The following is an 18,554-nucleotide window of genomic DNA, read 5'->3' as shown; positions in this document are numbered from 1 at the left end:
GCGATTCGCGGGTCAGTACTCGTTCATGATATGGAATCAAGGGGGACCCGGACGTGGAGCCTGACCGTTTCGATACCGCGCACCGCCCATGGCCGCTGCCTGCGCTGCCGTGGATCATGAAGCAGACTTGGCGCAATCTGTTGTTTGCCCATTGGCCCGTTCCGGCGGAGGAGCTTCGCGCTTACATGCCGAAGGAGCTGCCGCTGGATACCTTCGAGGGCAGCGCGTGGCTGGCCGTCGTCCCTTTCCGGATGACGGATATCCGGCTGCGCGGCTTGCCGCCGATTCCGGGAACGAGCCGGTTTCCGGAGCTTAACGTCAGGACGTACGTCATGCTCCATGACAAGCCCGGCGTCTATTTTTTCAGCCTCGATGCGGCGCATACGCTTGCCGTCAAGCTGGCTAGATGGCTGTACCATCTTCCGTACTACCGGGCCGATATGGGCGTAACCGTGCAGAACGAAACCGTGTTTTACCGGAGTGAGCGCCGACAGGGGGGCCCCGCCTTTGCCGCGCGTTACCGGCCCGTGTCGGCGCCGTATACGGCCCAGCCGGGATCGCTGGAGTATTGGCTGACCGAACGCTACTGCTTATATACCTTAAACGGGAGTCGGGACGTCTTGCGCTGCGACATCCATCATCGGCCCTGGCCGCTGCAGAAGGCGGAAGCCGAGCTTTACGAGAATACGATGCTGACGGGCAACGGCCTTCCGTTCGTACCGGCCGTTCCCCCGATTTTTCATTATGCGGAAGCTCTTGAAGTGCGCATATGGCCGCTTCTGAAGGCCGCTGACCGAATGCCTTAGCCCGCGTCCGTTCGGGACGAATCCATCATAGCTCTGTAACCGGCCGATACGTTTCTTCCCGAAGTGTCGGCTTTCCTTATTTTGCTCTTTTTCAAAAAAGCAAGCTCGGAAAACGAAAAAAAAGACGCATATTTTGCCAATATCCTGAATGTTTCGTGTCTTTTCGGTGTATAATGGAATTATATGAACCTATTATAGTAAACTATATGCATATAGCTTTACGCGAGGTAAGCCAAGGAGGAAAACGGTTATGGATCAAATTTCATCTCTGTCGGAGCTGCTGGCGGAGCAGAAAGCGTCATCGTATATCGAAATCCCCGGGGCGATGTCCCGGACGTTCGGACAGACTACGCTTTCGACCACGCTTCCGATGAGCAAGCTGTTCGCCATCTACGAAGTGGATTTGGAGGTTCAGCGCTCCATCGTTCCGCAAAACTTGTCCAAGATGATGGATTATATCATGCTCTATCTGGATCACGGACAAGGCATTTATTTTCCGGGTATCATCCTCTCGGCCCGTGGCGCGGGAGAGTATGATGCGCAGGCGCAGGTCTACCGTTTGCAGGCGATCGAGAAGCTGTACGTCGTGGACGGCCAGCACCGGCTTGCCGCTTTCCGCCGCCTGATGGAAACGCTGCAGGGCGCGATGGCCCGGGCGAAAGACCGCCGGGAGTACGACCGTATGGAGGAAATCAGCGCGAAGCTGAGCAAGCTGTACGCTTTCCCGATGTCCACCATGATCTACCTGGACATCAACGCGCGTCAGGAGCGGCAGCTGTTCTCCGATATCAACAAGCTTCCGCGCAAAATCGGCGGGAACCTGGCCGTTCTCCGCGAGCAGCGCCGGTTCTATCACGTACTGGCCTCCAGGCTGGTGGAAGATGCGCCTGTGATGAAGAATCTGCCTGTCGACATGTTCACGGAGCGGGGCAAAGGGCCGGAGTATTTGTTCTCCTACCACCTGCTGATCGAAATTTTGATCGGCTTGTTCGAAGGACGGCTCAAGTCGGCGGCGCGCAACAACGGGTACTATTTTGAGGAAAAAGAGATCGAAGAGCACTTGAAGCTGGCGGCGCTCTATTTCGAATGCCTGCTCAAATACTTGCCGGAGCCGGAAAAGGGCGAGCTCTGCTGGACGGAAAACCTGCAGATCGCGCTGGCGATGTTCTTCCACGACGAAGTGACGAAAACCGGCACGTTCAACAAATACGCGCTCGATTACGCGCTCAAAATTTTGCCGCATATCGACTGGAGCGCCATTTACAGCGGGGACGAGAAAGACCGTTTGCCAAGACGCTCGCGCATCGTAAAAGCGTATCAGTTCGTCAAAGATTTTTACGTGGAGCACCACATGTTCCTGATCCGCGACGATTCGATGGGGCAGCAAGCTTTTCCGGGAGATAGCTCTAAGGAGGACGTCGGTTAATGGACGGTTTAAATTTGCAAATGACCATACATCCGTTTTGCGATCGGTTCGGACTCGCAACGGTTGCGATACAAGTGCAGGATCTGCTGAACTACACCACCATCGATCCGATGGTGCAGCGGAAGCTGAGCGGGGGACAACGTCGCAAAATTTCCAACTACTTGCAGGAGCGCGAGCTCGACCGCGTCTTTTTCGGTCCGGTCACCTTAAGCTTGCGCGACGTAAGCAGCCTGGCTAAGGTGCAGAACGGCCTGTACCTTCGTCCCGGCTCGAAGCTGAGCATTCTGGACGGCCAGCACCGCATTCTCGCTCTCGGCTACGTGAACGAGCAAATGCTTAAAGAAGCGCGCAGCCTGGACAAGAAAGTGGCCGCCATGAAAATCAAGCACCGGAAAGCGCCGGACAATGCGGAGATCGCAAGCGAGCTGGAGCAGCTGGAAGGCCAGGTTGAGCAGCTCGAACGCCGCCGTCTGGAGCTGATGGAAAGCGAGCTGGCGGTGCAAATCTACATCGGGCTGAGCGAGGAAGAAGAGAAGCAGCTGTTCGGGGATATCAACTCCAAGGTGCAGCTCGTCAGCAAAGAGCTCGGTCATTCGTTCGACTCGATCGATCCGCTCAACGTCGTCATTCAGCAGGTCGTGGACCACAACGTCTTCTTGAAGTCCGCGGGCGTAGAGCGTCGGGCCAATCTGACGGCCTACAACAAAAACTTTACTTCGTTCAGCTGGATGTACTCGACCGCGACGATGCTGTTTACCGGCAAAATGCAGCCGTCCTACGAGCTGGCGCGCCGGATCAAGCAGGACCCGTCCACGTACATCGAGATTTTGCACCAGTTCTACAGCACGCTGATTCCTCTTATGCCGGAGCAGCCGGGGCTGCCGCAGTACACTTCGGCGTCCCGCGCCATGCAGGAAAGCGTCGCGCTGTATGCGCACCGTCATTTGTTCACGGACGGCAAGTATACGAAGAACTGGACTAACTGTCTGAACATCTTCGAAGGCTTCGATTGGACGCACGAGAACGAGCAGTTGATCGAACGCTTCGGAGTGCTGGACAACGGCAAGCTGAACCTGATTCACGAAAAATCGCTGCGCAAGCACGGAAAGCTCGTTCAGTTGTTCCAGGAGCTGCACGGTGATCCGGTCGAGGAAGGCGAAGCGTCGGCTTAAGGAAGTTTGAATCGGAAACTTAAAATTAGGCGTCCCTGCATTGCATTGCGGGGGCGCCTTTTTGATATGTCCGTTGAGGATAAGAGACGAAGTGACGAGTAGATAGGCAGGGGAACAGTTGAGTAAAGACGGGGGAATGGGTAGCAGGACGGAATAGTTGATAGAGCGGGGAGCTACCCGTACGAGATGCCATTTTTCGCCGGTGAGGTTAGTTTTATTAAAGTGTTTGAGCATCTTTTGAGTCAGAGTACCCGGCAAGGTGCGTTAAGCGAGGATTTTAAACGTTGTATCGGGGTTAGCGGAACCCAGGTTCTCTAGTCGTGTCGAAAAATGTTCATATCCCCTGAAATAGGGCTGTTAGCGCACCACAGATTCGCTATTTTGAAATTCCAGGCCAATTCTGGAGGCATAGGGTACGTGCAGTTCCGCTAATTTTGGTGAAAGTCCAGGACATCCGCTCAGCCCCTTGCCAGCCGCTCTTGGCGGTCCGGGGTCTGGCCGCCAGCACTTGGTCGCCGGCACTTGCCAACGTCCCCCGGCGACCCCCATCGGTACGTGTTCCCTCGTCCCCGGTTCACGGCTCCCGACTCCTCGCTGTCGGTATCATGTCACGTACCCTGCCTTGGGTACCCGGCCCCGCCCGATTATACCGCGCTCAGCTTGTTCACGATCAGCAGCGCCGCCCCGGTGGCGAGCGCCTCTTCGCCGAGTGAGCCTTGGCTGAACACTACCTGATATTTGGGATAATAGTACGTTCTTTGAATCGCGACGCGTGTCGCGGTATGGAAGAAGCCGGTATGGCCGCCGATCAAGGCGCCGCCCAGAATGACCTTCTCCGGATGCAAAATGTTAAGCAGGTTGGACAGCCCGATGCCGAAATAAGTGGCGGCCTGCGTAAACAGCTCGACCGTGAGCGGATCGCCGGCCTGCAGCGCCTGCTGGAGATGGGCGAACCCGATCTTCTCCGGGTCGGGTTCCAGACGGAGCAGCAGGCTGTCGCGGCCTTGCTTGAGCCGGGCTTGCGCTTGCTGCTCCAGTGCATGAATGGAAGCGTACGATTCGAGCGAGCCGAAGTTGCCATGATTCCACAGCCGGGGGCCGTCCGTTTGGATGATCATTTGGCCGATCGACCCTTCCATATCCACCGCCCCGTAGACGACTTGCCCGTTCGTCATCATGGCCGAACGCAAGCCGACGCCGACGTGAACGTACAGCAAATGGCGGTAATCGCGCTCCCGGTCAGACCACGATTCGCCGATGAGCGCTGTATTCGCTCCGTTATCGAGCAGTACCGGAAAGCCGAGGCGGCTTTCCAGGAAGCCGGTGACGCTGACATTTTTCCAGCCGGCGGCGGCGAAATGAAGCGGCTCCAGCAGCATGCCGGAAGCCCGGTCCAGCGGTCCGACGGCCCCGATGCCCATCCCGAGCACCTTGTCGGCCGGAAGGGAACGGCGCTCCAGCATGGCGCGGGCCTCGGCCACAATTTCTTCCAGCAGCACCTCGGGAGTGACATCCTCCGTCATGACCCAGCGCTTGCTGTCCAGCTTGCTCAACTGCAGGTCGAATAGAATAAGCTTGGAATACATCCGCGATATATCCAATCCGAACACATAGGCATAATCGGGATTCACCGTATACAAAATCGGCCTGCGCCCCCCGGTCGATTCGCCGAAGCCGGCCTCCGCAATAACCCCTTGGGCCGTTAATTCCTCCAACGTACGGGTTAAGGTACTGCCCGTCAGCCCGCTTTTTTCCAGCAGATCGATCTTGGAGACCGTTCCCTGCTTGCGGATTTGCTCGAAAATTTCTTTATGCTTACGCCCGGCAATGCGCTGTTCAATGTCGGTTGTCATCTTTTTCCTCCGTTGCCAGAAGAGTCTTTTTCGTTTTCAACCGTTAATTATACTACAGTCCCCGGCAGTCGGCTATCGTTCCTAGAGAAAAACGAAGCCCGGCTTCAGCGCAAACGGCAGATTCGAACAAAAGCGTGCGTTCAGGCGGGACCTTCTGGTAAAATAGGGCTTAGTTTGTCTAGGCAAGCTTGGGATAGAAGGGACGAAAGCGAAATGACCGAATGGTTCGAAAAAAGCTTCGGACGGGATTATCTGCTCGTCTATAAGCATCGCGATATGCAAGGCGCATATGAGGAAGTGCGCCGGATGATGGAATGGCTGGAGCTGCCCGAGGGAGCGGAGGTCCTTGATCTGTGCTGTGGCATGGGGCGGCATTCGATGGCGCTGAACGGATTCGGTTTTCGGGTTACCGGAATGGATTTGTCGGAGGTGCTGCTGGCGGAAGCGAGAAAGCTGGATACCGCAGGCGAAGTGCGCTGGGTCCATGGGGATATGCGCAGCGTGCCGATAACCGATCAGTTCGATGCGATCGTCAACTTGTTTACGTCGTTCGGTTATTTTTCCGGCGATCGGGACAACGAGCAGGTGCTGCGGGAAATGTACCGTCTGCTCGCGCCGGGCGGGCGGTTCATTATCGATTATTTGAATCCGGCCTACGTGGCGGCGCATTTGGTGCCGCACTCGGTTAGAACCGTCGAAGGAATCCATATCGATGAGAAGCGCCGGATCGAGGACGGATTCGTGCGCAAAACGATCGTGCTGCAGGATGGAAGCGGATCAGGTGAGCGGGTCTACGAGGAGCAGGTGAAGCTGATCGGACGGGAACGTTTCCTGGACATGCTGGAGCTGGCAGGGCTGAAAATCGACGCCATTTACGGCGATTACGACGCTTCGGCTTACGAGCCCGACCGATCGAAGCGAATGATCTTTGTCGGCAGGAGGGACGCGTAATATGGATGGATCGCCATCAAGCCGCCAAGGTAGCGTGACGAAGCACGGCGACGTGCTCCAGATCAAAGTGCCGCTGCCGTTTCCGCTGCGCTGGGTGAACAGCTATTTGCTGCCGGGGGAGAGCGGCTGGACGCTGATCGACCCGGGGTTGCGGACGGAGGCGGCCGAAGCTGTCTGGACGTCGGCGCTTGCGGAGCTTGGGCTCGGCTACTCCGACATCGACCGCATCGTGCTGACACATCATCACCCGGACCATTACGGGCTGGCCGGATGGTTTCAGGAACGCACCGGCGCGCCCGTGCTACTGTCGCGGAGCGGGCTTGAACAGACGCGCTTGCTCTGGGGAGACGGGCAGCCGATGACGCAGCAGATCATCGGGCTTTTCCGGCGGGAAGGGCTGCCCGAGGAGCTGGTGAAGCCGATGGAGGAGCATTTGCAAGGCTTTGTCGCGTCCGTTTCGCCGCAGCCGGTAGTCACCGTCGTGGAAGCCGGGGAGCGCGTAAGGCTCGGCCGCGAGGAATACGAAGCGATCGAGACGCCGGGGCATGCCGCAGGGCATTTGTGCTTTTACCGGGCGGAGACGGCCGTTATGTTTTGCGGGGATCACGTGCTTCCGCAAATATCCCCGAACGTCAGCTACTTGCCCGGAGGGATCGACGAGAACCCGCTTGCCAGCTATTTGGCCAGCCTGGAAGCAATTCGCCGCTATGAGGTGAAGCTCGCTTTTCCCGGTCACCGGGAGCCTTTCGGCCATCTGCAGCAGAGGGCCGACGAGCTGATCGCCCATCATGCGGAGCGTCTGGAGGCGATGCGGTTGAAGCTTGCGGAGCCGGCCACGGCATATCACGTCTGCCGGGCGACCTTCGGGGAGCGGCTCAGCCTGCACCAGCTGCGCTTTGCGCTGTCGGAAACGATTGCGCACCTGATCTGGCTGCGCGAAGCCGGCAAGCTGACCGAAAGCATGCGCGAGGGGCTTGTATTTTACCGGCAAGCGCAAGCGTAGTACTATTCCAATTCGCCGGTTTTCGCCGGTTTCGACCGACCGGCTGCCAGGCGGCATGACTCCGTTTTTCGAACGGAGTCGGCCGCTTTTTGACTTAGGAGCGCAATGGCAGAGCAAGATCTGGAATAAAAAGGAATCCATTGGGGAATAGTAGATGATCTGTAACGCGTTTTCGTTAACGGTTATCGGACTATTTTTTTCAATTGGAGGCGGCTTCCTTTGAACATAAAGCGAATCTTGATGAACCGGGCCGTATCGATGCTGCTTGCTGTGGCTTGCCTGCTGCCCGCGGCGGGGTGCGTCCGCTTGACGGATGCCGAGCCTCGCGCGTTGCAATCGGAGGAAGCGCGGCTCGTAGCCGCCGGCATTGACGAAGGCCCCGGCGGCCTTCGAGTAACGACAGGCTATGGCCCGCCTGCGTCCGGACAGCCGGTGCAGTCTTACTCCAATACCGGCCCGCGGATGCAGTCGTTTGTTTCGTTCCAGGCTGCGGCTTACCGATGGGAGCGGCACCGGCCGCCGGAGCTTGTGGCGATCGGGGAAGCCTGGGCGCGTTCGCACGGCTTCCCCGCCTCGTGGACGAGGCAGATCCGGATGCTCGGCGTGAAGCAGGGCCGCAGACCGCTTGTGGCGGTGGTGGAAGGGACGGCCGAACGGTTCGTCAGCAGCCCGGACACGATGAACGGCGGCATTGCGCGGCTCCGGGAAGGAGGCTGGACCGCAGACCCGCTCCGCTTCGCGGGGAGCGCGTACGAGGACGATGTGGTCCTCCCCTACTTGCCCGCAAGTCCGGCCGCAATGGACAATATTCCCAGTGGATCGGGTGTTTCAACCCGGGCGCTTTTGTTTAAGAAACAGGAGCTTGTGGCCGAGTTGACCTCGTCCCAAAGCAATCTGCTCGCTTGCATGATGGGGGGTTACGGTCTGCCGAAGCTCGAATGGTCTTCGGATGAGACGAGGTTTGTTACCGATTCCCCGCTGCTGCGTAATATAACTTGCCGGGCTGAAATTGCGAGCAACGGCGATTTGAAACAGCCCCGGCTGAACATGGTGATGCGGGTGGCGGCTTCGCCCGGCGGACCATCCGTTACCGCCGATAGTTGGGCATCGAACCTGCAGCGGCAAGGAACGGAATTGATCCGGTTGCTTCAAGACCTGCGCTCCGATCCGCTGCGCTTGGGGGAGTCCGTGCGGCAGCAATATCCTGGCGTGTGGAACCAGGACCGCTGGCGTGACGCTCTCACCCGCGCTCGAATCGATCTGCAGGTTAGGGTTACATTCGACGGAGGTGCTTGACGATGAAAACAAAAAAACACGCACAATGGATGAGAACGGCGGCTCTGTTGTCCGCACTGATTCTCACCGTGACGCTGACAGCTTGCAAGAAAGAGGCGGCCCAGCCGCCGAAAACCCCGGATCCCACTCCGACGGAGCAGACGACACCGCCGGGACAAACGACCCCGCCAGGACAGACAACGCCGCCGGGTCAGACGGGTCAAGGCGGGGAGGCAGCCAAGCCGCCGGAAGAAGCTCCTATCAAAATCGGTCAGCTTCAATACACCGAATTAGAGCGGACGACCGCCGCCACGGCGGCCAAAACCGCCGGCGTTCCGACGCATTATTTGCCGGAGCGGGGAGCCTCGGACGATAAGATCGATCAGATGGGCACCAGCGCCAAGCTGCTGACGTTGAAATATTACAAGATGACGATCCTGGAATCGCCGGAAGAGATCAAGCCGACCGGCAAAGTGGAATCGAAGCAGGAGGTCAAGCTCCGCAACGGGACAGGCCAATGGATTACGGCTGACGGCCAAAAGAGCCTGCACCTGAAACTGGATAAAACTTATATTGCTCTTAGCTCGGACAAGCTGTCCCAAGCAGACCTGCAAACCGTAGCCGAATCGCTTGCGACATTGAAATAAGCGGCAAAGGCAACGCATTAGGAACGGATTCACAGTAAAAAAAACGGCGCTCTCCTCGGAGAAGCGCCGTTTTCCATTACGTCTGCGTACTTTCCTTCTCCTTCTGCTTGCGGTGGGCGATACGGCTGCTGGCGGACGCCGCGATAGCGCCGACGATATCGTCGAGGAACGTATGCTTGTGCTCACCGCTCTTATCGTTCAGCCGCCCGACCAGCCCCGGCTTGATTTTGTCTATATATCCAAAGTTGGTGAGCCCTATGCTGCCGTACACATTGACGATGGACAGAGCCAGGATTTCGTCGCAGCCGTACAGCCCCTCGTCGTTTTCGATCATTTCCTGAAGCGGAGACAGCAGCTTGCCCTCCTCGGCCAGCACGTCGAGCTGAATCCCCGTCAAAATGGCATTCTGCACTTCCCGTTTGCCGAGAACCTGCTCCAGGCTTTCCCGACACTCGTCCATCGTCAGGTTCGAGTAATAATCTTTTTGCAGAAAATAAGTAAGCTCCGCCATATCTTCCATGGTGACGCCGCGCTTCGTCAGCCACAAGGCCGAAGCTTCGGCAACCTGCTTGCTGTTCAAGCTGTAGCTCATAGAGGCCTCCTTAGGAATCCGAGAAAAACCGGAAGTGGTTTTTGCCTTGCTGTTTTGATGCGTACATCGCCGTATCGGCACACTGGAGCAGCGTGTCGATATCATGCCCGTCCTCGGGATAGCAGGAAACGCCGATGCTGCTCGTAATGCTCATCGTTTGGCCGTTCAGCTCAAAAGGCTGGTTCAGCGTCTGCGCGATTCTGCCGACGATCTTGGCAACATCCTCGCGGTGCTCAAACTGCTGCACCAGCACGACGAACTCGTCGCCGCCCATCCGGCAGACCGTATCCGGTTCCCGGATGGAATGCGAGAGACGGGAAGCGGCCATGGTCAGCAGCTCGTCGCCGGTCGCATGGCCGTATGTATCGTTAATGCGTTTAAAATCATCGAGGTCCAGGTAAATGACGGCCAGCTTATGGTGGTAGCGCTTCGCCAAATGCAGCGATTGTATAAAACGGTCTTGGAACAGCCTGCGGTTCGGCAGTTGAGTCAACGGATCGTAATAAGCCAGACGGGTCAGCCGTTCCTCCTGCTTTTTGAATGCCGTGATGTCTTTGGCTGCCAAGGCGGCCTGCCATCCCGAAGACTCGCATGCTAACGGATATCCTTGTCCTTCAAGCCAAACGAGAGCTCCGTCCGGCAGCACGGCCCGAAACGTCATCGTGAACGGTTCGCGCTCTTGAAGCAGCCGGCGGCATGCCTGATGCAGCGGGAGGAGATCGGTTTCGTATACCCAGCGGAACAAGGCCAAGCCGTAGTTGGGCTCCGGGGACAAGCCGACCGGCGAACCGGTCTCGTCGAGTACCCACAGCCAATCCGGAGATTGAAGCACAACGGCCCGGTATAGGTCGTCAGGCACGAAATCATGAAGACGGTTTTCCATGGAAAATCACCTCTTTTTGGAAAAACACATCTATATTATAGGCTTTTAGTACCGTATAAATCAAGGATATATCCGTCCAAAGTACCATAAAACCAATCTTCCTCCCAATCGGACAAATTGGTGTCATAAACTTGTCTGCCGCCCGTATACATAAAAGTAAAAACGGACAACACCCAATACCAAGGAGGAACACGCAATGAAACAATACAAATGGATACGATGGGTCGCCGCTGTCGGAATGGTCGCTCTGCTTGCCTCCGGCTGCTCGCCTTTGGGAAAGAAGGAACAGTCGCAGCAAATCGATCCTCCGCCGGCCGGAGCGGACGCCATGGCCACAAGCGGCAAAGTGTCCCAGACGGTTGCCAATCCGATGCAGGTGACGGTTTACGCCAAGGATGAAAAAGGATTCGTCGCTCCGATTGCCGTTCAAGTCGAGAAGACCCAAGGCGCCGCCCGCAAGGCGCTGGAATACATGGTGGACGGCGGTCCGGTACAAGGACGTCTGCCGGCCGGATTTACAAGCCTCCTTCCCAAAGGTACCGAAATTAAAGGCATTAACATCGTGGAAGATCAAAAGCTGGCTATCGTTGATTTTTCCAAAATGTTTACGGATTATAACCTGCAGGACGAAAGAAAAATTATGGAAGCCGTCACCTGGACCTTGACGGGCTTTCCTTCAGTAGAGAAAGTACAGCTCCGCGTCGAGGGCAAGCCGTTGAAAGAAATGCCGGTCGGCGGCACGCCGCTGGACGAACCGCTGACCCGGGCGATCGGAATCAATGTGGAGAAGCCGGAAAGCGTGGAGTACGGACAATCGACGCCGGTTACGCTGTATTTTCTAAATCAGAATCAGGAAAATTACAGCTATTACGTGCCCGTCACCCGGCTCGTCCCAAGAACGGACAACGTTTCGGAAGCGGTCATCCGGCAGCTTATTGCCGGACCGGATCAGAAGAAAGGTCTGGTTGCCGTCATGGCTCCGGGAGCCGAGCTGCTCAAAGTGGACAAAACGGACGACTTGATTACCGTCAATTTCTCGGACAAAATGCTTGGCCCGGATAAAAAGGCGCCTGCCGAAGCGTTGAAAGCGGTCGTCCTGTCGCTCACGGAAAATACGAACGCAGCCGCCAAAGTGCAAATTCTCGTGAACGGTGATGCCAAAGTAAACGCGACCGATAATCAAAGCTACGCGAAGCCCGTATCCCGGCCTCAAACCGTGAATCAGCTGAAGCTGTAGCTCTGGCGCGATGCCTCATAATCGAACGCTCCTTCCTGTGCGGCCCGCTTCCGGAAGGAGCGCTTTTTCGTTTCCGGAGGCCCGTTTGGTTTTCCTGAGGCGCTCTGGTACAATGGGAACGTGAAAGCCCAAAAGGAGGAAATGAGACTTAAATGAGAAGCGACGGGAGAAAGGTCGATCAGGCACGTCCTGTGAAAATTACGACCAATTACAATAAACACGCCGAAGGCTCGGTGCTGATCGAAGTGGGAGATACGCGGGTCATCTGCACGGCGACGGTGGAGGAACGGGTTCCGCCATTTATGAAAGGGCAGGGCAAAGGATGGGTGACGGCCGAATATTCGATGCTGCCCCGGGCGACTTCGGTCCGCAATCAGCGCGAAGCGGCCAAAGGCAAGCTCGGCGGGCGTACGATGGAAATTCAGCGGCTGATCGGACGGGCGCTGCGTTCCGTCGTCGATTTGGAAGCGCTGGGAGAGCGTTCCATTACGCTGGACTGCGACGTGATTCAGGCGGACGGCGGCACCCGGACGACGTCGATTACCGGCGCATTTGTCGCTATGGCGATCGCGATGGATAAGATCGTGCGGGAGCGGAATTTGAGCCGGTTCCCGATCACCGATTTTCTCGGTTCCGTAAGCGTGGGCATCATTCAGGAGCAGCCGTGTCTGGACCTGAACTACGAAGAGGATTCGAAAGCGAAGGTCGATATGAACGTGGTGATGACGGGCCAAGGCAAATTCGTCGAGGTGCAAGGAACCGGCGAAGAAGCCCCGTTTTCCAGGCAAGAGCTTGACGCGCTGCTGGCGCTGGCCGAAACGGGCATCCAGGGCATGATTCGGGAGCAGGCGCTGGCGCTCGGACCGATTGCCGAACGCATTACGGGGGCATCCCATGCGGCTCGGAGCTGAGGTCGTTATCGCGACGACAAACGCCGGTAAACTCAAGGAATTCGAGAAGATGTTCCGGGAGAAGGGCATCGCGGTCAAAAGCCTGCTCGATTACCCGGAGATCCCGGATATCGTCGAGGACGGAGATACCTTTGCGGCGAACGCCTTGATCAAAGCCAGAGCGGTGGCCCGGCGGCTCGGCGTTCCTGCGGTTGCGGACGACTCCGGCTTATGTGTGGATCGTCTGAACGGCGCGCCGGGGGTGTACTCCGCCCGCTACGCGGGCGAGCCGAAGGACGACGCGGCGAATAACCGCAAGCTCGTCGGCGAGCTGGACAAGCTGGAGCCGCTGCCCCGGCCGGATGATGCGGCTCATCCCGAAGCGCTCAGCCCCGCCCGTTTCGTCAGCGCCATTGCGCTCGTGGATGCGGAAGGAACGCCGCTTGCCGAAGTCGAAGGGACGTGCGAGGGCGTCATCATCCGCGAGCCGCGAGGCAGCGGGGGCTTCGGGTATGATCCGTTGTTTTACGTCCCGCAGCTCGGCCGGACGCTGGCGGAGCTGACGCTCGAAGAGAAAAATGCGCTCAGCCATCGGGGGCAGGCCATCCGCAAATTGTGGGATTTTCTGGCCTAAGGAAGCCGTATTGCCATTATCGAATCGATACTTTGTAATGGCGCAGCCAAGTGTCGACTTGAGCCAAATAAGCGAACAGCTGCGGCCCGGTCATCAGCTGGCCGAACCAAGGCAGCTGGAAGCGGCCTTCGGCGTCCTCTGCGAGGGTGCGGATTTTGGCCGTATCGATGAACGGAAGCAGAGGCGAGGAAGGGTCGTTTAAGATGTCCAATACCCAGGAGCGGACGGCGGTCAAATAGTTCGGATTGTGCGTTTTCGGATACGGGCTTTTTTTGCGGGCCAGCACGTCTTCGGGAAGTATGCCGCGGAGCGCTTTGCGCAAGATGCCTTTCTCCCGGTCTCCGGACGTTTTGACCTCCCAAGGAATGTTCCATACATATTCGACCAGCCGGTGATCGCAGAAAGGCACGCGCACTTCGAGGCCGACCGCCATGCTCATCCGGTCTTTGCGGTCGAGCAGCGTCGGCATAAAGCGGGTGATGTTCAAATAGGACATCTCCCGCATCCTGTTTTGCTGTCCGTTCTCGCCGGCCAGACGCGGCACTTCGGAGAGCGCTTGGCGGTAGCGGTCCTGCACATACTGGGCGGGCTTTACCCAATCGACGAATTCGGGAGAGAGCAGGGCAATGCGTTCGGGGGTTGCCAGCGACCATGGGAACGTTCCGGCATTCAGCGCTTCCTCCCGGTGAAACCAGGGGTACCCGCCGAAAATTTCGTCGGCCGCCTCGCCGGATATCGCCACTGTGGCGCCTTTTTTAATTTCGCGGCAAAACAAATAAAGCGAACCGTCCACATCGGCCATTCCGGGCAAGTCCCTGGCCAGCACGACGGTTCGGAGCGCCTCGACCAGTTCCGGCGTATCGAATTCGATCGCATGATGCACGGTTTCGAGGTGTTCCGTCATCCGCCTGATCCAAGGCGTATCCGCATTCGGCTGAAAGGCGCTTGCTTGGAAATGCTTATCGTTGTCGACATAGTCGACCGAATAGGTGTGCAGGGCGCCGAGCCCTTGCTGCGCATAATATTGTGCGGCAAACGTCGTTAGAGCGCTGGAATCGAGCCCGCCGGACAGCAGCGTGCAGATCGGCACATCCGAAGCGAGCTGGCGGATCACCGTGTCCCGTAGCAGCTCGCGCACTTTAGCGGCCGTCGTCTCCACGTCGTCCTCGTGCGGCTTGCTTTCCAGCTTCCAGTAGGCGCGTACGCTTAGGCCGCGCGCATCCATGACCATGCAGTGACCCGGCTTCAGCTCCTGCATATTTTTATAGACGCCGTGGCCTGGCGTGCGCGCCGGACCGATGGCGAAAATTTCCGCCAGCCCTTCGCCGCTGATCTGAACCGTAAAGTCCGGATGTGCCAGGATGGCCTTCGGCTCCGAACCGAACAGCAGCCGGCCTTCCGAATAGGAATAGAAAAGAGGCTTGACGCCCAGCCGGTCGCGTACGAGGAACAGCGTCTGCTCTTCGTTGTCCCAGATGGCAAAGGCGAAGATGCCGTTGAGCCGGTCGACGCAGGCTCGGCCCCATTCGACGAACGAAACGAGCAGCACCTCGGTGTCGCAGGTGGTGACGAACCGGTGGCCTCGCTGCTCCAGCTCTTTTTTTAATTCGGGCGCATTGTATAGCTCGCCGTTATAGACGATCGTTATTGTATTATCTCCGACTTTCCGGGTCATGGGCTGTGCGCCGCCTGCCGGATCCATGACGCTCAGACGGCGGTGGCCGAGCGCGCAGCGGGGCGTGATCCAGCTGCCGGAGGCATCCGGACCGCGCGAGGCGAGCGTATCCGTCATCGTTTCGAGAACGGACGGATACTGGGTCAAATCTTTGTTCCAATCAATCCATCCCGTGATTCCACACATAGCTTTCATCCTCTCCGGTCTTCCAGAATCTGTCGGTCCCATGAGGGGTCCAAAGATGACAGCAAGATGTTAAAGGTTATGCTTGGCGGGAGCGGATGATGTCTGTCCGGGCGAGGCGAGACGTGGAAAACTTGATGAAAAAATGGACAAACGGCCGAAGAAAAGTTACACTTAGCGTATAGGTGTATTTTTATAACGGCCTGCGTTTTGGAAACCGATGTATAGAATGCGTCAGTTTTGTCTCACGCTATAGCTGGAAGAACGATAGGCAGGAAGACAATTGATCAACAGGTAAAGGTGGTTCATCGTTAATGAAAAGAACGTTCTCAGAACAACAGAAAGAATACAAGGAAGCCAAAGAAAACTTCGAGAAGGCGAATAAAGAATTTGAGCAAAAGCTCGCTACGACGAAAAAACTCGGTAACGTAACTCCGGAAGTGATGGAACAGCTTGTCGGCGATACGGGACTTCATATTGCATTGAACCGGCTCGGTGCGGCGGAAGCCGCGCTTCTGAAATGGTCGCACGAGATGATTCAGAACGAACGCGACTATTTGCAAAATAAAGAGCAGGTCGACCGCATGTACAGCTTCATCGATCAAAATCCGCACATTAAAGCGCAGCTCATCCAAGCCGCGATGAAAATGGAATAGATTTCGGAATATTGAACGCTGAACAGCGCCTGCATAAAGGGCAGCCCGGATGCCGTGTTTATTACGCATCCGTGGCTGCTTTTTCACGTCCGCATAATGCGCGTTCGAATCCGGCATCCTAATTTAAGGGAACGATGGAATGGACAGGAAAGCGGGTCGCGGCAGAAGATTTTGCTTTCGCTTCTTTTTTGGGGTACACTGGCATTCATAAAGAAGCTCAGCAAGAAAGGCGGTGTTTCATGAGCGGGCAGACCAATGACAATGTGATTCTTTTTCCGAAAACCGTCGAATTTTACCAGTTCGAACTGACCCGGCTCCTTGAAGCGGAACGCTACGGAGAAGCGATGAAGCTCCTCCGCTTTTTGCTTGCCTGCCAATCGGACGACGACCGGGCGCGGGAAGAATGGCGGTCCTTGCTCGACTGGCTGCAGGTCATGTTTCCGGATCTGGCGCTCGGGCAGGAGGACGAGAGTGAAGAGCTCAGCGAAGCGGACCTGCTGCGGCAGCATATGCACGCCAAGGGCGAGCAGAAAGGCGACTATGCGAAGCGGCTGCTGGCCAGCCTGCGGGAGCAGCGCGCCGTGGACAAGCAGCTGCTGGCTTTGGATCAGCTCGCGTTTTTGGAAGACGAAGGGATCGACGAAGAGCTGATCGGGTGGTTGAAGGAGGATGCAGGGCGGCATCCGCTGATCCAGTTCAAGGCGCTGCAAACGCTCAAGAAGCGGGGCGCGACCGGCAGCGTAACGTTGTACAAGAACGGCGAAGCGACGGTCGTCGAGATCGAGGATACGCCGGCGGCCTTCGACAAATTTCCTTCGCAGATTCAAGAGATTATAAACCGCGTGCAGGAAATCAGCGAGACGCAGCACCCGGCGCTCTCGTATTTTGCATCGGAGACGTGGAACGAATTTTTGGCGTTTATTTACGGAACTTCCGCTTATCGGCAAATATTGCGGCAGGACGCGGCCTGTGTGGACGTATGGGCGGCGGCGCTGCATCTGACCTTGCTCGAACAAGTATTCGAAGGCGGGGACAAAGCGGAGCTGCTCGAATTGTACGGGATTACGTCGGATCTGGCGTTCCAGTGGGAGCAGGCTTACCGGATGATGCAGCAATTCGCCGCAAACGTATTCACCCGGAGATTATAAAATGGCGCCGCGGGACGATTTCCCGACGTTTCCGCGTTAGAAGCCTTGAAAACCGCATTTATTACGGTTATAATATAGTGGTTATATTGGCGGGCTTGTCCGGACTGTACAGCAACTCCGCCAGAACGTGACAAAATTGCGATGGATAATTTTTGGAGGGGAAAGCATAAAATGAAAGCAAGCTGGGAAAAGATAGAGAAGAACGTAGCCGTTCTTGATATTGAAGTGGACGCGGACCAAGTAGCCGCCGCTCTGGACAAGGCATTCAAAAAAGTCGTGAACAAAGTCAACGTTCCGGGCTTCCGCAAGGGCAAAGTGCCCCGCGCTATTTTCGAATCGAAATTCGGCGTGGAAAGCTTGTATCAAGACGCTCTCGATATCATCGTGCCTGACGCTTACATTGCAGCCGTTCAAGAGACGGGCATTCAGCCGGTGGACCGTCCGGAAGTGGACGTCGAGCAATTCGGCAAAGGCCAAGTTCTGAAATTCAAAGCGAAAGTTATCGTGAAGCCTGAAGTCGAGCTTGGCGAGTACAAAGGCATCGCGCTTGAAGCTCCTTCCGTCGAAGTAACGGCCGAAGAAGTGAACGAAGAACTGGAAAAGCTGCAAAAGCGTCATGCGGAACTCGTTCCGGTAGAAGAAGGCGCAGCCGAGAACGGCGACATCGTCTCGATCGACTTCGAAGGCTTCGTCGACGGCGTTCCTTTCGAGGGCGGCAAAGCGGAGCGTTATTCGCTTGAGCTTGGCTCCGGCAGCTTTATCCCGGGCTTCGAAGAGCAAGTCGTCGGCCTGGAGAAAGACGGCGAGAAGGACATCACCGTAACTTTCCCGGAAAACTACCATGCAGAAGAGCTGAAAGGCAAAGAAGCCGTTTTCAAAATCAAGTTGCATGACATCAAGCGCAAAAACTTGCCTGCACTCGACGACGAGTTCGCTAAAGACGTGAGCGAGTTCGACACGCTGGACGAGTACAAAGCGGATCTTGAGAACAAGCTGAAAGAGCGCAAGCAAAACGAAGCCGACCGCAAGAAAGAAAACGATCTGGTGGAAAAAGCTTCCGAAGCTGCGCAAGTGGAAATTCCGGAAGTCATGATTAACGACGAAGCGGAGCAAATGGTGAAAGAATTCGAAAACCGTCTGCGCACGCAAGGCATGAACATCGACATGTACTACCAGTTCACCGGTCAAAGCGCCGAGGACCTCAAAGGTCAAATGCGTTCCGACGCCGAGAAGCGCGTACGCAACAACCTCGTGCTTGAGGCGATCGCGAAAGCGGAAAACCTTGAAGCGACGGAAGAGGAAATCAACGCCGAGCTGGAGAACCTGGCCCAAATGTACGGTCGTTCCGTTGACGAAATTCGTACCATCTTCGCATCCAATGGCAATTTGGGATCGCTGCTGCAAGATATCGTCAACCGCAAAACCGTGAAATTCTTGGTTGACAACAGCAAAACGGCTTAATTCGGAAATTGTATAAACGCGAACATACATGCAAAGGCACGTGTACATCCATGCGTGCCTTT

General features: G+C 56.7%; 17 protein-coding genes. 13 read left to right on the top strand and 4 right to left on the bottom strand.

The window, feature by feature from the left end; genetic code table 11:
- Nucleotides 1-53: 53 nt before the first annotated feature.
- The 3 genes from KQX66_RS25350 (at nt 54) to KQX66_RS25340 (ending at nt 3,404) form a co-directional block, all read left to right on the top strand.
- Nucleotides 54-806: a YqjF family protein gene (locus tag KQX66_RS25350; protein ID WP_308647274.1), complete on the top strand. Its 753-nt coding sequence runs from the start codon at nt 54-56 to the stop codon at nt 804-806.
- 250 nt (nt 807-1,056) lie between these two features.
- Complete coding sequence (locus tag KQX66_RS25345) at nt 1,057-2,232, top strand: DNA sulfur modification protein DndB (protein WP_216795581.1); 1,176 nt, start codon at nt 1,057-1,059, stop codon at nt 2,230-2,232.
- A complete protein-coding gene (locus KQX66_RS25340; protein WP_216795580.1) occupies nt 2,232-3,404 on the top strand; it encodes a DNA sulfur modification protein DndB in 1,173 nt (390 codons plus the stop codon). Before KQX66_RS25345 ends, KQX66_RS25340 begins: the two co-directional genes overlap by 1 nt.
- A gap of 644 nt (nt 3,405-4,048) precedes the next feature.
- Here KQX66_RS25340 and KQX66_RS25335 read toward each other — a convergent pair.
- Nucleotides 4,049-5,257, bottom strand: a complete 1,209-nt coding sequence (locus KQX66_RS25335) for an ROK family transcriptional regulator (RefSeq protein ID WP_216795579.1) — start codon at nt 5,255-5,257, stop codon at nt 4,049-4,051.
- A 213-nt stretch (nt 5,258-5,470) separates the two neighbouring features.
- Here KQX66_RS25335 and KQX66_RS25330 point away from each other — a divergent pair, with 213 nt between their 5' ends.
- From KQX66_RS25330 to KQX66_RS25315, 4 genes are all read left to right on the top strand, one after another.
- Nucleotides 5,471-6,208, top strand: a complete 738-nt coding sequence (locus KQX66_RS25330) for a class I SAM-dependent methyltransferase (protein WP_216795578.1) — start codon at nt 5,471-5,473, stop codon at nt 6,206-6,208.
- A 1-nt stretch (nt 6,209) separates the two neighbouring features.
- The gene (locus tag KQX66_RS25325) at nt 6,210-7,211 is read left to right on the top strand and encodes an MBL fold metallo-hydrolase (protein ID WP_216795577.1); all 1,002 of its coding nucleotides are present in this window, start codon (nt 6,210-6,212) and stop codon (nt 7,209-7,211) included.
- Between the two features lie 219 nt (nt 7,212-7,430).
- Entirely contained in the window at nt 7,431-8,507 is a 1,077-nt protein-coding gene (locus KQX66_RS25320; protein ID WP_216795576.1) for a Ger(x)C family spore germination C-terminal domain-containing protein, read from the top strand.
- Between the two features lie 2 nt (nt 8,508-8,509).
- Nucleotides 8,510-9,133 (top strand): hypothetical protein, encoded by a 624-nt coding sequence (locus KQX66_RS25315; RefSeq protein ID WP_216795575.1) that lies wholly within the window; start codon nt 8,510-8,512, stop codon nt 9,131-9,133.
- A 76-nt stretch (nt 9,134-9,209) separates the two neighbouring features.
- Here the strand turns inward: KQX66_RS25315 and KQX66_RS25310 are convergent, their stop codons facing one another.
- Together KQX66_RS25310 and KQX66_RS25305 are read right to left on the bottom strand one after the other, a co-directional pair.
- Nucleotides 9,210-9,725 (bottom strand): phosphatidylglycerophosphatase A family protein, encoded by a 516-nt coding sequence (locus KQX66_RS25310; RefSeq protein ID WP_216795574.1) that lies wholly within the window; start codon nt 9,723-9,725, stop codon nt 9,210-9,212.
- A 10-nt stretch (nt 9,726-9,735) separates the two neighbouring features.
- Nucleotides 9,736-10,608, bottom strand: coding sequence for a sensor domain-containing diguanylate cyclase (locus tag KQX66_RS25305; RefSeq protein WP_216795573.1), 873 nt, complete (start codon nt 10,606-10,608; stop codon nt 9,736-9,738).
- 196 nt (nt 10,609-10,804) lie between these two features.
- Between KQX66_RS25305 and KQX66_RS25300 the strand changes: the two genes are divergently transcribed.
- The 3 genes from KQX66_RS25300 to KQX66_RS25290 all read left to right on the top strand — a co-directional run bounded on the left by KQX66_RS25300 (nt 10,805) and on the right by KQX66_RS25290 (nt 13,369).
- Nucleotides 10,805-11,845, top strand: a complete 1,041-nt coding sequence (locus tag KQX66_RS25300; RefSeq protein ID WP_216795572.1) for a GerMN domain-containing protein — start codon at nt 10,805-10,807, stop codon at nt 11,843-11,845.
- Nucleotides 11,846-11,997: 152 nt separating this feature from the next.
- Nucleotides 11,998-12,756, top strand: a complete 759-nt coding sequence (rph, locus tag KQX66_RS25295) for a ribonuclease PH (protein ID WP_216795571.1) — start codon at nt 11,998-12,000, stop codon at nt 12,754-12,756.
- Complete coding sequence (locus KQX66_RS25290) at nt 12,740-13,369, top strand: XTP/dITP diphosphatase (protein WP_216795570.1); 630 nt, start codon at nt 12,740-12,742, stop codon at nt 13,367-13,369. The genes rph and KQX66_RS25290 overlap by 17 nt, the downstream gene beginning before the upstream one ends.
- A 16-nt stretch (nt 13,370-13,385) precedes the next feature.
- Here the strand turns inward: KQX66_RS25290 and asnB are convergent, their stop codons facing one another.
- On the bottom strand, nt 13,386-15,230 hold the full coding sequence (gene asnB / locus KQX66_RS25285; protein WP_216795569.1) for an asparagine synthase (glutamine-hydrolyzing): 1,845 nt from the start codon (nt 15,228-15,230) through the stop codon (nt 13,386-13,388).
- 311 nt (nt 15,231-15,541) lie between these two features.
- Between asnB and KQX66_RS25280 the strand changes: the two genes are divergently transcribed.
- From KQX66_RS25280 to tig, 3 genes are all read left to right on the top strand, one after another.
- Nucleotides 15,542-15,883: a hypothetical protein gene (locus KQX66_RS25280; protein WP_025849669.1), complete on the top strand. Its 342-nt coding sequence runs from the start codon at nt 15,542-15,544 to the stop codon at nt 15,881-15,883.
- Nucleotides 15,884-16,122: 239 nt separating this feature from the next.
- Nucleotides 16,123-17,031, top strand: a complete 909-nt coding sequence (locus tag KQX66_RS25275) for a hypothetical protein (RefSeq protein ID WP_216795568.1) — start codon at nt 16,123-16,125, stop codon at nt 17,029-17,031.
- Nucleotides 17,032-17,202: 171 nt separating this feature from the next.
- Nucleotides 17,203-18,492: a trigger factor gene (gene tig, locus KQX66_RS25270; RefSeq protein WP_216795567.1), complete on the top strand. Its 1,290-nt coding sequence runs from the start codon at nt 17,203-17,205 to the stop codon at nt 18,490-18,492.
- Nucleotides 18,493-18,554 lie beyond the last annotated feature (62 nt).

It is taken from the genome of Paenibacillus oleatilyticus, from assembly GCF_018998565.1.
In the GTDB taxonomy this organism is placed as follows: Bacteria; Bacillota; Bacilli; order Paenibacillales; family NBRC-103111; genus Paenibacillus_G; species Paenibacillus_G oleatilyticus.
The sequence above is the reverse complement of the archived record's forward strand: the minus strand, read 5'-3'. Positions and strand labels throughout refer to the sequence as shown.

Bases quoted from the DNA above. Each gene is read 5' to 3' on its own strand.
- KQX66_RS25345 (WP_216795581.1), top strand. From the start codon at position 1,057: ATGGATCAAATTTCATCTCTGTCGGAGCTGCTGGCGGAGCAGAAAGCG.
- KQX66_RS25340 (WP_216795580.1), top strand. From the start codon at position 2,232: ATGGACGGTTTAAATTTGCAAATGACCATACATCCGTTTTGCGATCGG.
- KQX66_RS25335 (WP_216795579.1), bottom strand. From the start codon at position 5,257: ATGACAACCGACATTGAACAGCGCATTGCCGGGCGTAAGCATAAAGAA.
- KQX66_RS25330 (WP_216795578.1), top strand. From the start codon at position 5,471: ATGACCGAATGGTTCGAAAAAAGCTTCGGACGGGATTATCTGCTCGTC.
- KQX66_RS25325 (WP_216795577.1), top strand. From the start codon at position 6,210: ATGGATGGATCGCCATCAAGCCGCCAAGGTAGCGTGACGAAGCACGGC.
- KQX66_RS25315 (WP_216795575.1), top strand. From the start codon at position 8,510: ATGAAAACAAAAAAACACGCACAATGGATGAGAACGGCGGCTCTGTTG.
- KQX66_RS25310 (WP_216795574.1), bottom strand. From the start codon at position 9,725: ATGAGCTACAGCTTGAACAGCAAGCAGGTTGCCGAAGCTTCGGCCTTG.
- KQX66_RS25305 (WP_216795573.1), bottom strand. From the start codon at position 10,608: ATGGAAAACCGTCTTCATGATTTCGTGCCTGACGACCTATACCGGGCC.
- KQX66_RS25300 (WP_216795572.1), top strand. From the start codon at position 10,805: ATGAAACAATACAAATGGATACGATGGGTCGCCGCTGTCGGAATGGTC.
- rph (WP_216795571.1), top strand. From the start codon at position 11,998: ATGAGAAGCGACGGGAGAAAGGTCGATCAGGCACGTCCTGTGAAAATT.
- KQX66_RS25290 (WP_216795570.1), top strand. From the start codon at position 12,740: ATGCGGCTCGGAGCTGAGGTCGTTATCGCGACGACAAACGCCGGTAAA.
- asnB (WP_216795569.1), bottom strand. From the start codon at position 15,230: ATGTGTGGAATCACGGGATGGATTGATTGGAACAAAGATTTGACCCAG.
- KQX66_RS25280 (WP_025849669.1), top strand. From the start codon at position 15,542: ATGAAAAGAACGTTCTCAGAACAACAGAAAGAATACAAGGAAGCCAAA.
- KQX66_RS25275 (WP_216795568.1), top strand. From the start codon at position 16,123: ATGAGCGGGCAGACCAATGACAATGTGATTCTTTTTCCGAAAACCGTC.
- tig (WP_216795567.1), top strand. From the start codon at position 17,203: ATGAAAGCAAGCTGGGAAAAGATAGAGAAGAACGTAGCCGTTCTTGAT.